The organism is Croceivirga radicis (genome assembly GCF_002072105.2).
GTDB lineage: Bacteria > Bacteroidota > Bacteroidia > Flavobacteriales > Flavobacteriaceae > Croceivirga > Croceivirga radicis.
Map to the genome: position 1 here is coordinate 157,754 of NZ_MTBC01000003.1, position 16,434 is coordinate 174,187.

The 16,434-nt window shown below is 37.1% G+C and carries 15 protein-coding genes; 12 read left to right on the top strand and 3 right to left on the bottom strand.

The features are described 5' to 3' along the window. Positions 1 to 5: 5 nt before the first annotated feature. The gene (locus tag BUL40_RS05620; protein WP_080318429.1) at positions 6 to 539 is read right to left on the bottom strand and encodes an NADPH-dependent FMN reductase; all 534 of its coding nucleotides are present in this window, start codon (positions 537 to 539) and stop codon (positions 6 to 8) included. A gap of 128 nt (positions 540 to 667) precedes the next feature. On the opposite strand from BUL40_RS05620, the gene BUL40_RS05625 reads away from it, so the two are divergent. Beyond that, positions 668 to 1,864 (top strand): heparan-alpha-glucosaminide N-acetyltransferase domain-containing protein, encoded by a 1,197-nt coding sequence (locus tag BUL40_RS05625; protein ID WP_080318430.1) that lies wholly within the window; start codon positions 668 to 670, stop codon positions 1,862 to 1,864. Between the two features lie 168 nt (positions 1,865 to 2,032). Next, positions 2,033 to 4,450, top strand: coding sequence for a glycoside hydrolase family 95 protein (locus BUL40_RS05630; RefSeq protein WP_080318625.1), 2,418 nt, complete (start codon positions 2,033 to 2,035; stop codon positions 4,448 to 4,450). Between the two features lie 74 nt (positions 4,451 to 4,524). Here BUL40_RS05630 and lpdA read toward each other — a convergent pair whose 3' ends face one another. Together lpdA and BUL40_RS05640 are read right to left on the bottom strand one after the other, a co-directional pair. Beyond that, positions 4,525 to 5,931, bottom strand: a complete 1,407-nt coding sequence (lpdA, locus tag BUL40_RS05635; protein ID WP_080318431.1) for a dihydrolipoyl dehydrogenase — start codon at positions 5,929 to 5,931, stop codon at positions 4,525 to 4,527. A 64-nt stretch (positions 5,932 to 5,995) separates the two neighbouring features. After that, the gene (locus BUL40_RS05640; RefSeq protein WP_080318432.1) at positions 5,996 to 6,454 is read right to left on the bottom strand and encodes an Lrp/AsnC family transcriptional regulator; all 459 of its coding nucleotides are present in this window, start codon (positions 6,452 to 6,454) and stop codon (positions 5,996 to 5,998) included. Between the two features lie 150 nt (positions 6,455 to 6,604). Here BUL40_RS05640 and BUL40_RS05645 point away from each other — a divergent pair, with 150 nt between their 5' ends. The 10 genes from BUL40_RS05645 to BUL40_RS05690 all read left to right on the top strand — a co-directional run bounded on the left by BUL40_RS05645 (position 6,605) and on the right by BUL40_RS05690 (position 16,433). Beyond that, positions 6,605 to 7,825 carry an aminotransferase class I/II-fold pyridoxal phosphate-dependent enzyme gene (locus BUL40_RS05645; protein WP_080318626.1) on the top strand — a complete coding sequence of 407 codons (1,221 nt, stop codon included), beginning with the start codon at positions 6,605 to 6,607 and terminating at the stop codon, positions 7,823 to 7,825. 70 nt (positions 7,826 to 7,895) lie between these two features. Then, on the top strand, positions 7,896 to 9,377 hold the full coding sequence (gene nhaC, locus BUL40_RS05650; RefSeq protein ID WP_080318433.1) for a Na+/H+ antiporter NhaC: 1,482 nt from the start codon (positions 7,896 to 7,898) through the stop codon (positions 9,375 to 9,377). A gap of 209 nt (positions 9,378 to 9,586) precedes the next feature. Then, positions 9,587 to 10,231, top strand: a complete 645-nt coding sequence (locus tag BUL40_RS05655) for a peroxiredoxin (RefSeq protein ID WP_080318434.1) — start codon at positions 9,587 to 9,589, stop codon at positions 10,229 to 10,231. A gap of 6 nt (positions 10,232 to 10,237) precedes the next feature. Beyond that, the gene (locus tag BUL40_RS05660) at positions 10,238 to 10,552 is read left to right on the top strand and encodes a thioredoxin family protein (RefSeq protein ID WP_010516572.1); all 315 of its coding nucleotides are present in this window, start codon (positions 10,238 to 10,240) and stop codon (positions 10,550 to 10,552) included. Beyond that, a complete protein-coding gene (locus BUL40_RS05665; protein WP_010516571.1) occupies positions 10,533 to 10,790 on the top strand; it encodes a DUF6952 family protein in 258 nt (85 codons plus the stop codon). The genes BUL40_RS05660 and BUL40_RS05665 overlap by 20 nt, the downstream gene beginning before the upstream one ends. Before the next feature lie 93 nt (positions 10,791 to 10,883). After that, positions 10,884 to 11,390 carry a thiol peroxidase gene (gene tpx / locus BUL40_RS05670; RefSeq protein ID WP_080318627.1) on the top strand — a complete coding sequence of 169 codons (507 nt, stop codon included), beginning with the start codon at positions 10,884 to 10,886 and terminating at the stop codon, positions 11,388 to 11,390. After that, entirely contained in the window at positions 11,383 to 11,748 is a 366-nt protein-coding gene (locus BUL40_RS05675) for a diacylglycerol kinase family protein (protein WP_010516569.1), read from the top strand. Before tpx ends, BUL40_RS05675 begins: the two co-directional genes overlap by 8 nt. A gap of 57 nt (positions 11,749 to 11,805) precedes the next feature. Then, positions 11,806 to 14,196: a DNA translocase FtsK gene (locus tag BUL40_RS05680; RefSeq protein WP_080318435.1), complete on the top strand. Its 2,391-nt coding sequence runs from the start codon at positions 11,806 to 11,808 to the stop codon at positions 14,194 to 14,196. A gap of 20 nt (positions 14,197 to 14,216) precedes the next feature. Next, complete coding sequence (locus tag BUL40_RS05685; protein WP_010516565.1) at positions 14,217 to 14,861, top strand: LolA family protein; 645 nt, start codon at positions 14,217 to 14,219, stop codon at positions 14,859 to 14,861. Between the two features lie 156 nt (positions 14,862 to 15,017). After that, entirely contained in the window at positions 15,018 to 16,433 is a 1,416-nt protein-coding gene (locus BUL40_RS05690; RefSeq protein WP_244901827.1) for an LptF/LptG family permease, read from the top strand. The last annotated feature ends 1 nt before the right edge of the window (position 16,434 follow it).

Genomic DNA, 16,434 nt, shown 5'->3' on the forward strand with positions numbered 1-16,434 from the left:
ACGGTTTAAAGAGATTTTAAAAAGTCTTGCAATGCTGCTTGGTGCGCTTCTAATAAATCCGCATCTAAAATACCTTCTTCCGTACTAAAATTAGTACCAAAACTAGGCATTGAAAATGTAGCCGAAATGGTAGCTCCAAATCTAGGTAATAAGGTCTCTGCCATGTTTATAGCTCCTTTTGCCCCTCCTTTACCGGTAGAAGCTCCCATTAAAAAGACTTTTTTGTTTAACATAAATTTCCGGTCTAACCTAGACAACCAATCCAACATGTTTTTGAAGTAGGCAGACAAATGCCCATTATGTTCGTTAACAGCAATAAGCAATGCATCGGCATCCTGTATTTCGTTTTTTAATTCTACCAACGAATTGGAGTAACCGTCTTTTTCCTCTAAATCTACACTAAACATAGGAAAAGGATAATTTGCTAGGTTTAAACTGTCCGTTTTATGTTGTTGAATTTTGCTAAGGGTAAATTTTACCAGTTCATAATTAATAGATTTTGAAGAATTGCTACCTGCAAATGCCAATATACCAGCCATAGTGTTTTTTAAAATGTTTATCCCTAAAATAACTTTAAAATCAACTAATTGAATCTTTTTTAGCTAATTTTACGGCATCAATAATCCAAAGCTAGTTATATTAAGTATATCTAGTTTAAACCAATAAAGTGAGCGCAAATTCAAAAAGACTCTTTTTTATAGACGCCATGCGTGCCTGGGCTATTTTAATGATGCTACAAGGCCATTTTGTAGATGGTTTGTTAGACCCCATTTATAGAGATGCCAGTAATAGTGTTTATAACATTTGGCTCTACTTTAGAGGCATAACAGCTCCTGTATTCTTTACCGTTTCTGGGTTTATTTTTACCTACTTATTGGTAGCCGCTCCAGAAAATGGATGGAAAAACCCTAGAGTTAAAAAAGGTATACGCCGTGGTTTACAACTATTATTCATTGGGTATTTACTACGTTTAAATCTATTTGGTGTACTAAAAGGCGAAATATATGATGGTTTTTACCTAGTAGACGTATTACATTGTATTGGCCTATCCATTTTAGGTATTGTTGCCGCTTATTTGTTAACCATTAAGAAAAAACCATGGGTGTTCCCATTTAGTTTAATCTTAATTACGCTAATTTTATTTGTTTTTGAACCCATTTATAAAACCTGGCAACTAGATTGGCTCCCTGTGGGGCTTGCAAATTACTTTACCAAAGCAAATGGGTCTGTATTTACTATTATACCTTGGTTTGGTTACACTACTTTAGGCGCATTTGTTTCTTTACTTTTTACCAAATACAAAAACAATAATAAGCTATATCTGGTAGCCATACCGGCTGCAATAACCTTTGGGTATTTGTTGCTCTTTCAATCCTCCAATTTGTTTGAGTTTTTGTTAAACAATACAGGATGGGAAATCTTTGGTCTAATTCTAAACAATAACTATTTATTTATACGCCTAGGCGATGTTTTTCTAGTGTTCGCCATTTTTATGTTGTTCCGAAAAGTATTAAACCATAAGACCATTTTGAAAATTGGTGGTAGTACGTTAACCATATATGTTATGCACTTTATTATTCTATATGGAAGTTTTACCGGTTTAGGACTTTACAAATTTCTCCATCATGAATTGAGTCCAGCGTTTGCAATTCCTGGCGCTATACTTTTTATGATTGCTTGTACCTATCTTTCGTTACTTTTCGTAAAATACGAGGCTGATGTTAAAGGGCAATTAAAACACATTTGGAGCGAAACTCTAGTGCAGTTAAATAGTATCACTACTTTAGTAATTCCCATTCTTAAATTAGTATTAGACCGAGCAAAAGAGCTCATATTGCGGATATTTGCTGGCGTTAGAAATTAATACAACCTATTTCTAAAATGTAGTTAATTTCTACAACCACTTAATTATAAACTTGTTTTTCTTACCTACATGTTTATTAACACCATTCAAGACTAGGCAATTTTGTCTTTATAAACTGTAGTTAATTTGGTTAATTTTAAAATATACAGACCAAAAGCTACCATAAAAATGAACTTAAATGTTGGAGTACCTTCCCTTCTACGGATAATAACAGCCACAATCCTTATATGCTATAACGTAAAAGGCATTGCCCAAAATTCTGATGAAATCTGGTTTGATAAACCGGCCACCTATTTTGAGGAAACCCTTGTCTTAGGAAATGGCAAAATGGGGGCTTCTATTTTTGGAGGTATCCAGACTGAAAAAATTTTTCTAAATGACATTACCTTGTGGTCTGGTGAACCCATGAACCACAACAACAATCCGGAAGCATATAAAAATTTACCAGAAATTAGAGCTGCTCTAAAAGCAGAGAACTATAAACTGGCCGATTCGTTAAACAAAAAGTTACAAGGTCAATTTAGTCAATCTTATGCGCCCTTGGGCACCCTTTTGTTACATTTTAAGAATGAGGCCAACATAACAAATTATAAAAGAAGTTTAGATTTAACTACAGCTATAGCAGATGTAAGTTATGAGTCTAACGGAGTAAAATATAAACGTGAATATTTTATTTCAAATCCCAAAAAAGTAATGGTAGTTAGATTGACTTCGGACCGAAAGAAAGCCATAAGTTTTGACCTAAAGTTTGAAAGCCAATTAAGATTTAAGATAAAAGAGTTAGACAGTAAATTAATAGCTACTGGTTATGCCCCAGTTCATGTAGAACCAAGCTATAGAGGCAGTATTAAAAACCCTATTGTTTTTGATGCCGACAAAGGAACTCGGTTTACTAGCGCTTTTAGCATTAAACAAACAGATGGTACGGTTAAGATTCAAGACGCTGTGTTATCGGTTCAAAACGCAACGAAAGTAGAACTTTTAATTGCCGTCGCCACAAGCTTTAATGGTTTTGATAAAAATCCAGCAACAGAAGGGCTAAATCATGAAAATATAGCTATGGAGCAGATAAAGAGTTCCAAAAAAGAGACCTATGCTAATCTTAAAAAAGAACATGTTGCGGATTATAGCGAATTGTATAATCGCGTAGACTTTAAACTATCTCATAAAGAACTGCCAAATGTACCTACTGACCAACGGTTACTCCGTTACGAAACTGGAGCAAATGACCAAAACCTTGAAATCTTATATTTTAATTACGGAAGGTATTTATTAATTGCTTCATCTAGAACAAAAGAAGTGCCCGCTAACTTACAGGGCCTATGGAATCCACATATTAGACCACCATGGAGCAGCAATTATACTATAAATATTAATCTACAAGAGAACTATTGGCTAGCAGAAACAGCCAACCTACCAGAATTACACCAACCCCTATTGAGTTTTATTGGCAATCTCTCTAAAACCGGTGCAATCACAGCTAAAACCTATTACGGAACTAATGGGTGGGCAGCCGGGCACAATTCCGATATTTGGGCATTAACCAATCCAGTGGGCGATTTTGGACAAGGTAACCCTAACTGGGCCAACTGGAACATGGGCGGGGTTTGGCTTACCAGTCATTTATGGGAGCATTACCTTTACACCAAAGACTCCACTTATTTAAAAGAATATGCCTATCCCATTATTAAAGGTGCGGCCACATTTGCTTCAGAATGGTTAATTAAGGATAAACATGGCCAGTTTATATCTAGCCCCAGTACTTCTCCAGAAAATTTATATAAAACCCCAGAGGGCTATGTTGGTGCAACCTTATATGGGGCCACAGCAGATATGGCTATGATAAAAGAGTTGTTTTATAGCTACTTAAATGCATCAAAAACTTTAGCCATTCAGGATGATTTTACAAGAAAAATTAAATTCAATTTAGAAAATTTAAGTCCTTATAAAATTGGACAAAAAGGCAACCTACAGGAGTGGTATTATGACTGGGAAGACCAAAACCCAAAACATAGGCACCAAACACACTTGTATGGATTACACCCAGGTAACCATATAACTCCATACGATACTCCAAAATTGGCAGAAGCTGCAAAAACCACTTTAGAGATTAAAGGCGATGAAACTACAGGTTGGTCTAAAGGTTGGCGAATTAATCTTTGGGCTCGTCTTTGGGATGGTAATAGAGCTTATAAAATGTATAGAGAGCTATTACGCTATGTAAACCCAGACACTTCTAAGCCAAATTCTAAACGAGGGGGCACATATCCTAACTTATTTGATGCACATCCACCTTTTCAGATAGATGGTAATTTTGGAGGTGCAGCCGGTGTTATAGAAATGCTCATGCAATCTAATACGGAAACAATTTATCTTTTACCTGCCCTACCAGATGCTTGGCAAAAAGGTAGTATAAAAGGCATTAAGGCTCGTGGTGGCTTTGAAATTGATTTAGATTGGGAGCAGCATAAACTTATTAAAAGTACCGTTTCTTCTTTAAAAGGAGGCAAGACAACTGTAAGCTATAAAGGCCGTAAAAAAGCGATACATCTTAACCCAAATGAATCCATTAACATATATTGGTAAACTGCTTTGACCAATAAAAAAATCCCGAAACTGAATATTTAGTTTCGGGATTTTTATATGTAATGAATAGTAAATTAAACGTGTAAAGCCCTATCATCTGTTGCCGCTAAAGCAGCTTCTTTTACTGCCTCGGCAAACGTAGGGTGTGCATGGCTCATACGCGAGATGTCTTCCGCAGACGCGCGGAATTCCATAGCGGTAACTGCTTCGGCAATTAGATCCGCACAACGGGCACCAATCATATGAACCCCCAACACTTCATCTGTTTGCTTGTCTGCAAGTATTTTTACAAAACCATCTATATCCATGCTTGCACGGGCACGCCCCAAAGCACGCATAGGAAATTGACCTACTTTGTAGCTAACACCATCTTCTTTTAATTGCTCTTCTGTTTTACCTACAGCGGCAACCTCTGGCCAAGTATACACTACACCGGGAATTAAATTATAATCTATATGTGGTTTTTGCCCAGCTAAAATCTCCGCTACCATGGTACCTTCCTCTTCTGCCTTGTGGGCTAACATAGCGCCACGTACAACATCACCAATGGCATAGATATTAGAGACATTTGTTTGTAAATGATCATTTACCACTACCCTACCTCTATCGTCCAATTTTACACCAGCCGCTTCTGCATTTAGACCATCGGTATAAGGTTTTCTACCTACGGATACCAAGCAATAATCGCCCTTGAACTCAACTTCATTGCCTTTTTTATCGTCTGCTTTTACTACCACTTCATCACCAACACGCTCCACGGACTTTACTTTATGAGAAAGCGCAAATTTCACTTTTTGCTTCTTCATCACTTTAGTAAGTTCTTTGGACAAAGCACCATCCATACCTGGAATTATGCGGTCCATATATTCAATTACCGTAACTTCTGCTCCTAAGCGTTTGTATACTTGACCTAGCTCTAGACCTATTACACCACCACCAATAACTAAAAGGTGTTTTGGTATTTCTTTAAGTTTTAAGGCTTCGGTAGATGTAATAATTTTTTCCTTGTCAATAGAAATAAAAGGCAAGCTAGACGGTTTAGAACCCGTAGCAATTATAGTATTCTTTGCCTCAATGGTCTCTGTACTACCATCGTTCTTAGCTATAGTAATTGTAGTAGCATCCTTAAAACTACCCACACCTTCAAAAACTGTTATCTTGTTTTTATCCATCAAGAACTGAATTCCTTTGGTGGTTTGGTCTACCACACCGTCCTTTCTGGCTATCATCTGTGCTAAATTCACTTTAATTTCTCCTGGAATTTCAATTCCGTGCTCTTCAAAATGCTTAACAGCATCTTCGTAGTGGTGAGAAGAATCTAACAATGCTTTAGAAGGGATACAACCAACATTTAAGCAAGTACCACCAAGGGTAGCATATTTTTCTATAATAGCTGTTTTTAGGCCTAATTGGGCACAACGTATAGCAGCAACATAGCCTCCAGGTCCAGAACCGATAACGGCCACATCAAATTGACTCATAAATTCAGAATTCAGTATTTAAAACAAAAATACCACATAAAATTGGTATAGAAAACTAGCGTAATTAGATGTAAACGGCGGTTGTTTTCTTAACCTGATTAATCACAAAAGAACTTTGCGTACTACCAATCTGGTCTATAGCTGTTAATTTATTAACCATAAACTCCCTGTATTCCTGCATATTAGCCACATTTACCAGCACAATGTAATCATAATCACCACTAATATGTTGGCACTCTTGTACTTCTTGCAATTGTTGTATTTGATGCTCAAAACGTAACACATTTTCCTTTGTGTGTTGTACCAACTTAATATGGCAATACACCGTAAAGCTTTTTTGCACCTTTTTTTTATCTACCAATCCAACATAATCTGTAATAATGGCATTGCGCTCTAACCGCTTTATACGCTCAAAAACAGCCGTCGTGGACAACCCTAGTTCTAAAGCATACGCTTTTGTGGTCTTTTTGCAGTCTTGTTGCAATAGGTTCAGTAGTTTTTTGTCCGTTGCATCTAGTTCCATCTTAATGTCATTCGTTAAACATCAGTTTAAAGATAGCAAAAGTGATTAATTTTCTAATAATTAAAATAAAACTGAACTAAAATCTTCATTTTACAAATACTATTGATAAATACGCTTTTAAAAATGATTTTTACCAAAAATAGTTCTATCATGAAAAGCAAAGCCGCACAGAAATTACAAGACTTACATTACTTTGGCGAATTTGGAGGTGTTAATCCATCAATATCCGATTCTTCTACCTATACATTTTTATCTGCTAAAACCATGTTCGATACCTTTGAGGGTAATACCGAAGGTTGTTACTTGTATAGCAGACACTCCTCCCCTTCTAATTTATATTTGGGTGAAGCATTAGCAGCACTGGAGCAGACAGAATCTGCCAATGTATATGCCAGCGGCATGGGAGCCATTACAGCGGTAATTATGCAATTGTGCAATGCTAATGACCATATTGTAACCAGTAGAACCATTTATGGCGGCACCTACGCTTTGATGAAGAATTTTTTACCAAAATTCAATATTAATAGCAGTTTTGTTGATATTACTAAATTGGAAGCTGTGGCTGCAGCCATTACCCCAAAAACCAAGATGATTTATTGCGAAGCGGTTAGTAATCCACTCTTAGAAATAGCGGATATTACAGCACTTGCCCAATTAGCTAAACAGCACAATATTCCCTTAGTAGTAGACAACACTTTTTCCCCGCTAAGCATTAGCCCTGCAAGTCTTGGCGCCGACATTGTAATTCACAGTTTAACCAAATTTATAAATGGCACCAGTGATTGTGTAGCTGGCGTGGTGTGTGGTACTACAGACTTTTGCTTAAGTTTAAAAGATGTAAATGATGGTGCTGGTATGCTTTTTGGCAGCACGCTGGATAGCTTACGCGCCGCTTCCATCCTAAAAAATATGCGCACCCTGCATATCCGGATTAAAAAACACAGTGAAAACACCCATTATTTAGCCAACAAGTTTGAAGCGGATGGTTTAAAAGTGGTTTATCCCGGTCTGGCATCCCATCCTGGGCACGAAACCATGCTAAAACAATTGAATCCTGAATACGGTTTTGGTGGTATGATGACTTTAGACGTTGGCTCTTTGGACAAGGCGAATGCGCTGATGGAACTGATGCAGCAAGAAAACTTGGGATACCTTGCAGTAAGCTTAGGATTCTACAAGACCTTATTTAGTGCTCCGGGAACTTCTACCTCTTCTGAAATTCCAATAGAAGAGCAAGAAGAAATGGGCCTTACGGATGGTTTAATACGCTTTTCTATAGGTTTGGACCATGATATAGAACATACGTATAACGCGATGAAAAGTTGCATGCTAAAACTCGGAATTCTAGATAGTTCCACAGTCACAGCATAATTAGAAGCATTTTACGGCTTGCAGAACCTAGGTCAAAGTCGTAATATTACAGGATTGCAACTTGTATTACATGGCAGATAACAAACCAAACTACGAACACAGAGAAAACGAGAATATAGTTTCTAACAGAGAATTAAATATTTGGGAGGCCTTATTGCCTGTTTTTATTCTTGTAGGCATGCTTGCCTTTAATGTATTTGTTTATGGAGACGATGCCCTAAGCGGTTCCAACCAATTTATTCTATTACTTGGCGCAGCAGTTGCTGCCATTGTTGGTTTTTTTAACAAAGTATCTTACCAACAAATGATGGATGAAGTTGCAGAAAATGTGCGGTCTACCACAGGTGCATTGTTGATCCTACTTATGGTTGGTGCACTTTCTGGCACATGGCTTATCAGCGGTATTATTCCCAGCATGATTTATTATGGGCTGCAAATTTTAAATCCAACCATATTCTTAGCGGCCTGTGTTGTTATTTGTGCCATTATATCAATTGCAACAGGTAGTAGTTGGACCACCGCTGCTACAGTAGGAATTGCGTTAATAGGTATTGGAGAAGCCTTAGGTATTTCTTTGGGGATGACAGCGGGCGCTGTACTTTCTGGAGCCTATTTTGGTGATAAAATGTCGCCTTTGAGTGATACTACCAACTTGGCACCTACCATGGCGGGTGGCGAATTGTTTTCTCACATAAAATACATGACCATTACTACCGTACCTACGGTAATTGTAACCTTAATTGTCTTTATAATTCTAGGTTTCACCATAGAAACAACAGGTACCGCACAAACAGACGCATTGCTTAGCACCATTAGCAGTACCTTTAATGTGAGCGGTTGGTTGTTTTTAGTACCCGTAGTTGTTGTGGCCATGATTGTAAAAAAAGCACCACCGTTGTTGGCCTTGTTAGTAGGTACGCTTTTAGGCGGTTTATTCGCACTTATATTTCAGCCAGAAATTGTTGCAAAAATAGGGGGCGGAGAAAGTCTAAATCTACAGACAGCATACAAAGGAATAATGGATGCCATTACAGTAGATGTGGCAATAGAAACGGATAATAATAGCCTAAACGACTTATTTTCTTCTGGAGGTATGAAGGGGATGTTAGGTACCATTTGGCTTATTCTTTGCGCTATGGTCTTTGGGGGTATTATGGATGGTATTGGCGCGTTGGAGAGAATTACTAAGTCCCTACTAAAATTAGCCAAATCTACCTTTGGGTTGTTCGCTAGTACCGTAGGTAGTTGCTTGGCATTAAATATTACGGCTTCTGACCAATATTTGGCCATAGTGGTACCCGGTAAAATGTTTTCTAAAGCCTACGAGGAGAGAGGTTTAGCTCCAGAAAACTTAAGTAGAACATTGGAAGATTCTGGAACGGTAACTTCGGTATTAATTCCTTGGAACACTTGCGGAGCCTATCACAGTAGCGTATTAGGAGTAGGTGTGGCAGAATACGCCCTTTTTGCCATTTTTAACTGGTTAAGTCCATTGATGACCCTATTATTTGCAGCGCTAAACATTAAGATTAAGCAATTAGAATCAAAATAAATAAAACAGAGCAATTTACACAACCGTTCTTTTTTTCTTGATTTGGTAAAATGAATTATTCATTTTTATCGAATACGCAATTTTACCCTTTGATTTTTGAATTATAGCACTTTCCTATTTAGGTATAATGTTTTCTTATTGTTACTATTTTTTTACTGCCCAGAGTACTGATTAATTTTGCCGGAAATTTTAATAGATAAACACAAATTATGGCAATTGTAGGTAGAAAATTTCCGAACATTGAAGTAAACGCAATAGATGAATTAGGTGATGTATTCAAATTAAACATCCTTAAAAAAGCACAGGAAGAAAAGAAAAAAGTTGTTCTTTTCTGGTACCCAAAAGATTTTACTTTTGTTTGCCCAACAGAATTACACGCTTTTCAAAAAGCTCAAGCAGAATTTGAAAAAAGAAATACATTAATAGTTGGTGCTTCTTGTGACACTGCAGAAGTTCACTTTGCTTGGTTAAATACAGAAAAAGACAATGGTGGTATAGAAGGTGTTACTTACCCATTAATTGCAGATAGCAATAGAAATTTAGCAAGTGCACTTAATATTTTAGATAACACAACAGAAGAGTACAATGAAGAAACGGATTCTGTATTGTTAGATGGTGACAATGTTACTTTTAGAGCTACTTACCTTATAGACGAAGAAGGTACTGTATTTCACGAGAGCGTAAACCACATGCCTTTAGGTAGAAACGTTAGCGAATTTTTACGTTTAGTTGATGCTTATACCCACGTACAGGAAAAAGGTGAAGTTTGCCCAGCAGATTGGGAAGAAGGTAAAGAAGCTATGAATGCAGACCGTAAGGGCGTTGCAGATTACTTGGCTAACCACGTAAACTAATTAAGTATGTTACTAGAATTAGAACAGGACAATTTACAAGAAATCATTGCTGAGAACAGTAATGTAGTTGTGCAATATTCTGCTTCTTGGTGTGGTAACTGCAGAATCATGAAACCCAAGTTTAAAAAAGAAGCTAGGGAAAATGAGAATGTTACCTTTGTCTTGGTAGATGCAGAAAAGTTTCCAGAATCGCGCAAATTAGCAACGGTAGATAACTTGCCAACATTCGCTGCTTTTCAAAATGGAAGTTTAAAAAACCAAGTACAGACCAATAAGTACGATGTTTTAAAAACATTAGTTCATGAGGTTGCCGCTAATTAAACATTTGGTGGCTTTTGCAGAAGCCAACGATGAAGATTTCTTAATAGAGACCGCAGAAACGTTAGAAGACCTTACAGAGAGTCCATCTTTAAAAGATGAAGAACTGGATACCGTGGGCGAATTAATTTCTAATATCTACGGAGCTATAGAAGTTTACAAAGAAGTAAAGCAGGGTACTCCCAAAAAAGAAGCCTTAAACGGTTTTATGTCTAGGGTAACGGGAGCCATAGATAAATAGAGGTTTTTAAACCTTAATACTATAAACCTTCCACATTAACTTGTGGAAGGTTTTCTTTTTGTGCTATTTTTGAGAAAACATAAAAACAAAAAAATGGCTACAGTTACCTTAAAAGGAAACGAAATACACACAATGGGGAACCTACCAGAAGTTGGCGGTACTGCCCCAGATTTTACATTGGTTAAAAACGACTTAAGTGAGTGCTCCCTTTCAGATTTTAAAGGACAAAAAGTAGTGCTAAACATTTTTCCAAGTATAGATACCGGAACATGTGCACAATCTGTAAGACAATTTAACCAGGAGGCTGCAGAATTAGAGAATACCAAAATTTTATGCATTTCTAGAGACTTACCTTTTGCACAAGCTCGTTTTTGTGGTGCAGAAGGTATTGATAGTGTAGAAACCGTATCTGATTTTAGGTCTGGAGATTTTGGTAAAGCGTACGCATTAGAATTCACGGACGGACCATTAAAAGGCTTACACTCCCGCTCTGTAATAGTCTTAGATGAAAATGCGAAAGTTTTGTATGCAGAACAAGTTGCAGAAACGGTAGATGAGCCTAATTATAAAGCCGCACTTGAAGCTTTGATGGATGCCTAAGGAACCATTTATCATTAACCGCATAAAAAGTGTAGGATATGCTTTTAAAGGCCTTTTTATTCTGCTTTTTACCGAAGCAAGTATAAAAATTCAGCTTTTTATTGCGGTTATGGTTACTATTGCGGGGTGGTATTTTAAGATATCGGCCATGGAATGGGCATTGCAATTTTTAGCGGTTGGTATGGTTATGGGCATAGAAGGCCTAAATACCGCTGTAGAAAAGATTTCGGACTTTGTACAACCAGAATACGATGAAAAAATAGGCCTAATCAAAGACGTTTCCGCCGGGGCTGTTATGCTGGTTTCCTTAGTTGCGGTGGCAGTTGGTCTAATCATATATATTCCCAAAATACTTTAAAAAGCTTCGGCTTTTACAGCTAAGCTAATTTTGTAAATTTGCCCTTTTATTCAACCTATGGCCAAAAAACGGAGAAAATCCAAAGCATCTTCAACCCCTAAACCAAATCGGTTTGTACTATCCAAAAAGAACAAAATTATTTTTGGGTGTTTCTTAATCGTGTTGAGTATTGCCTTATTCTTCTCGTTTATCTCGTTTTATTTTACCTGGCAAGCAGACCAAAGCTTGTTGACCGAATTTAGAGACCGCAATGCAGAGGCCAAAAACTTGCTCAATAAATTTGGAGCAGCGGTAAGCCACTTTTTTATGTATAAGGGATTTGGGTTAGCATCTTTTGTGTTGCCTGTACTTATGGCCATTAGCGGACTATACTTTTTTTTAGGATTGCAATACAAAAACTTAATTGGTAAGTGGATTTGGGGCCTCATAGGGATGATTTGGACCTCTATTGCTTTAGGTTTCTTTGCTTTTGAACAGCCGCTTTTGGGTGGATTGATAGGTTTTGAGATGAACGATTTTCTCCAAGATTATGTGGGTAAAATTGGAATTTTCTTGATATTGCTATTTACCCTTGTAGTGATCTTAGTCCAGTTGTTCAACTTTTCACCAGAAGCTATTGGTAATTATTTTAGGGCGATGGATTTGCCCAAGCGGAAACCAAAACCAGCAAATAACGCTGTAACTTCAAACGTAGAAGATACACCGCTATCCATTTCTGATGAGGATACCGAAATTAATTTGGACACCTACACTCATAAAGAAGACATACCTCCATTAGAACCCGAAGTGCCAGAAGCATCGACAACTAATACATCTGACATGGACATAACCATAGCCCAACCCGAAGAGGAGGAAGAAGATGTTAATTTACAGGTAGAGGCTGCCACAGTAGAAAAGGAAGAGACCAGCAGCACCGCGGAACAATTGGTAAAGGATTTTGGTGAGTTTGACCCAACCTTAGAACTTGGCAATTATAAATTCCCTCCGCTGGATTTGTTGGAGCAACATGGTGCTAATACAGGTATAACCATAAACCAGGAAGAGTTAGAAGAAAACAAGAACAAAATTGTTTCTACGCTTAAAAACTATAAAATTGGTATTGCGCAGATAAAAGCAACAATTGGGCCTACCGTTACTTTATATGAAATAGTACCCGAAGCAGGTATTCGTATCTCTAAAATCAAAAATCTTGAAGACGATATTGCACTTTCACTTGCTGCATTGGGTATTAGAATTATAGCACCAATACCTGGTAAAGGAACTATTGGTATTGAGGTGCCAAATAAAAATGCATCGGTTGTAAGTATGCGCTCGGTAATTGCTTCCTCTAAATTTCAAAAAGCAGAAATGCAGTTGCCCATTGCTTTTGGTAAAACCATTAGTAATGAAACCTTTGTGGTAGACCTTGCAAAAATGCCACACATGCTTATGGCGGGTGCTACCGGTCAGGGTAAATCGGTTGGTTTAAATGCAGTTATTACTTCCCTACTCTATAAAAAGCATCCAGCAGAAATAAAATTTGTACTGGTAGACCCTAAAAAGGTAGAATTAACGCTTTACAACAAAATTGAACGTCATTTCTTAGCCAAACTTCCAGATTCTGAGGAAGCCATTATCACGGATAACAGTAAAGTTATTAGTACGCTAAATTCGCTTTGTATAGAAATGGATAACCGCTATGAGCTTTTAAAGACAGCCATGGTTAGAAACATTAAAGAATACAACACCAAATTTAAGGCTCGTAAATTAAACCCTAACGAAGGACATAAATACCTACCTTACATTATTTTGGTGATAGATGAGTTTGCAGATTTAATCATGACCGCAGGCAAAGAGGTAGAAACGCCTATTGCACGTTTGGCGCAGTTGGCAAGAGCTATTGGTATTCACTTAATTATTGCCACGCAAAGACCTTCTGTGAACGTAATTACCGGTATTATTAAGGCAAACTTCCCTGCACGGATTGCATTTAGGGTTACCTCTAAAATTGATTCTAGAACTATATTAGATGCGCAAGGTGCAGATCAATTAATTGGTCGTGGAGATATGCTATACACTCAGGGTAATGATGTTACCCGTATACAATGTGCGTTTGTAGACACTCCTGAAGTTAGTAAAATAACCGAATTTATTGGGTCTCAACGGGCATTTCCAGACGCTCATTTACTGCCAGAATATGTTGGTGAGGACTCTGGCACGGGAATTGATATTGATGTGAGCGACAGGGACAGTAAGTTTAGAGAAGCGGCAGAAGTTATTGTCATTGCCCAGCAAGGTTCGGCCTCTTTAATTCAGCGTAAGCTAAAGTTAGGTTATAACCGTGCAGGTAGAATAATAGATCAATTAGAAGCTGCGGGAATTGTTGGCCCTTTTGAAGGTAGTAAAGCTAGACAGGTACTGGTACCAGACATGGTTGCTTTAGACCAATTATTAGAAAACGAATCGTAATTTAAAACGAATAGAAAAACATGAAAAAAGTACTATCCTTAATTTTAGTATTAGGTTTAACTACTGCAGCATTTGCACAAAATTCCCAAAAGGCAAAAGCGTTATTAGATGATGTATACAACAAGGTAAAGTCTTATGACAATATTGAAGTTGCTTTTAAATATGCCTTAGAAAATACCGAGGCCAACACCAAGAGTGAAACCAAAGGCAATGCAAGCCTAGCAGGAGAAAAATACCGGGTAAACCTATTTGGGGCTACCCAGATTTATGATGGTAACAAAGTGTATACCATTGTACCGGATAATGAAGAAGTAACCATAGATGATAAATCCGAAGAAGAAAATACGGTTACCCCTTCTAAAATGCTTACTTTTTATAGAGAAGGGCACAACTATGAGTGGGATATTCTACAAAATGTAAATGGCAGAAAAATACAATACGTAAAGCTTACACCAATAGATAGTAATTCTGAAATTAAGTCTATTCTGTTGGGTATAGATGCCGAAACCAAACACATTTATAAGTTGATAGAAACCGGAAAAAACAGTACCAAAACTACTATCACAGTTAATTCTTTTAAAACGAATCAGCCATTATCAAAAAGCTTGTTTACCTTTGACCAAGCCAAGTATGAAGACGAAGGATATTACATTATTAAAAACTAATATCCCGTATAGATAAAACAAGTTAAAAGAGGTCCTTGGCTTAAGGCCCTCTTTTATTTTTATAAAACACAAGAAAGCAAGCCCGTGTTACCCATAATTGACCGGTATATTTTATCGCGATTCCTTTACAACTTTTTTAGTTCGTTCGCCATATTAATGGTCATCTTTATCTTTCAAACTGTTTGGTTATTCATAGACGATTTGGCGGGTAAAGACTTAGATTTGGCCATAATTGGCAAATTCTTGCTGTATTATATGCCTACCCTTATAGATAAGGTACTGCCGCTTACGGTACTGTTAGCTTCTATTTTAACATTTGGAACCTTTGCAGAAAATTATGAGTTTGCGGCCATGAAGGCCTCTGGTGTATCACTACAAAAAGCCATGCGTAGCATTATTGTTTTTGTAATGGTTTTAGGTGTTGGTGCCTTTTTCTTGGCCAACAACATTATACCAGCTTCTGAACAGAAGATTTTTAACATGCGAAGAAATATTGCTAAAGTAAAACCTGCAGCGGTAATTGTAGAAGGTGTTTTTAGTGATATTGAAGGTACGGACATGAATATGAAAGTGGCCAAAAAATCTGGAGATAACGACCAATTTCTAGAGGATGTTATAATTCACCAAAAATCAAAAAATAACGTAAACACTACGGTAATTAAGGCAAAGCAAGGAGAGCTTATTAGTAGTGAAGGTTCTGATATTATATCGTTGGTGCTTAAAGATGGGCATTATTACGAAGACATGAATGCCAAATCTGCCGAAAAGAAACGTAAGCATCCTTATACCCGTTCTTATTTTGACGTATACACTAAAAATATAGATGTTTCTTCGTTAAATGAACAAGATATTGAAGCGGAGTCTGATATTATGACGGATAAGATGAAAAATGTCGTTCGGCTTAATAAAGATATTGACTCTCTAAAAGAGAGCAACCAAAAACAAGTTGCAGCCTTTTCTAAGAATATTTATTCTAGGATGGGGGCGTTTCCGGCCACAAAGAAAGATTCGATAAGCAAAACGTTTATCAAGGAAAAAGCACAAGATAGCACCAAAAAAGACTCCACTATTGCCATTGCTTCCATACCAGATTTATACAAAGAATGGCAACAGACGCAAATTTATAACAACGCGAAGAATTCCGTAAAGAATATTATGAATACGGTAAATTCCAAAAAAGATGAGCTAAACAAACGTTACGAAATTTATAACCGTCATATTTTATCCCTTCATAAAAAGTTTGCCTTGGCACTTTCCTGTATTATTCTCTTTTTTGTTGGTGCACCACTTGGGGCCATTATTAGAAAAGGAGGTTTAGGTTTGCCAATGGTAATAGCCATAGTCTTGTTTTTGGCCTATTATTTTATTGGAGTTTTTGCAGAAAATTCAGCAAAAAAAGGCGGTATCAATCCTATTTTAGGTGCTTGGTTATCTACCATCATAATGCTTCCTTTGGGGGTTTATCTAACCAAAAGAGCTACCGAAGATCGGGGCTTAATGGGAGATGGTAATTGGATCCAACAACTATCTAAATTGTTTAAAAAGAAGAAAAAGACACAAGCTGCTAATTAAA

Excerpts from the sequence above, each read along its gene's own strand:
- BUL40_RS05690 (WP_244901827.1), top strand. The coding sequence starts at position 15,018 with ATGGTCATCTTTATCTTTCAAACTGTTTGGTTATTCATAGACGATTTG.
- BUL40_RS05620 (WP_080318429.1), bottom strand. The coding sequence starts at position 539 with ATGGCTGGTATATTGGCATTTGCAGGTAGCAATTCTTCAAAATCTATT.
- BUL40_RS05640 (WP_080318432.1), bottom strand. The coding sequence starts at position 6,454 with ATGGAACTAGATGCAACGGACAAAAAACTACTGAACCTATTGCAACAA.
- BUL40_RS05665 (WP_010516571.1), top strand. The coding sequence starts at position 10,533 with ATGAGGTTGCCGCTAATTAAACATTTGGTGGCTTTTGCAGAAGCCAAC.
- BUL40_RS05660 (WP_010516572.1), top strand. The coding sequence starts at position 10,238 with ATGTTACTAGAATTAGAACAGGACAATTTACAAGAAATCATTGCTGAG.
- BUL40_RS05685 (WP_010516565.1), top strand. The coding sequence starts at position 14,217 with ATGAAAAAAGTACTATCCTTAATTTTAGTATTAGGTTTAACTACTGCA.
- nhaC (WP_080318433.1), top strand. The coding sequence starts at position 7,896 with ATGGCAGATAACAAACCAAACTACGAACACAGAGAAAACGAGAATATA.
- BUL40_RS05630 (WP_080318625.1), top strand. The coding sequence starts at position 2,033 with ATGAACTTAAATGTTGGAGTACCTTCCCTTCTACGGATAATAACAGCC.
- BUL40_RS05655 (WP_080318434.1), top strand. The coding sequence starts at position 9,587 with ATGGCAATTGTAGGTAGAAAATTTCCGAACATTGAAGTAAACGCAATA.
- tpx (WP_080318627.1), top strand. The coding sequence starts at position 10,884 with ATGGCTACAGTTACCTTAAAAGGAAACGAAATACACACAATGGGGAAC.
- BUL40_RS05675 (WP_010516569.1), top strand. The coding sequence starts at position 11,383 with ATGCCTAAGGAACCATTTATCATTAACCGCATAAAAAGTGTAGGATAT.
- BUL40_RS05645 (WP_080318626.1), top strand. The coding sequence starts at position 6,605 with ATGAAAAGCAAAGCCGCACAGAAATTACAAGACTTACATTACTTTGGC.
- lpdA (WP_080318431.1), bottom strand. The coding sequence starts at position 5,931 with ATGAGTCAATTTGATGTGGCCGTTATCGGTTCTGGACCTGGAGGCTAT.
- BUL40_RS05680 (WP_080318435.1), top strand. The coding sequence starts at position 11,806 with ATGGCCAAAAAACGGAGAAAATCCAAAGCATCTTCAACCCCTAAACCA.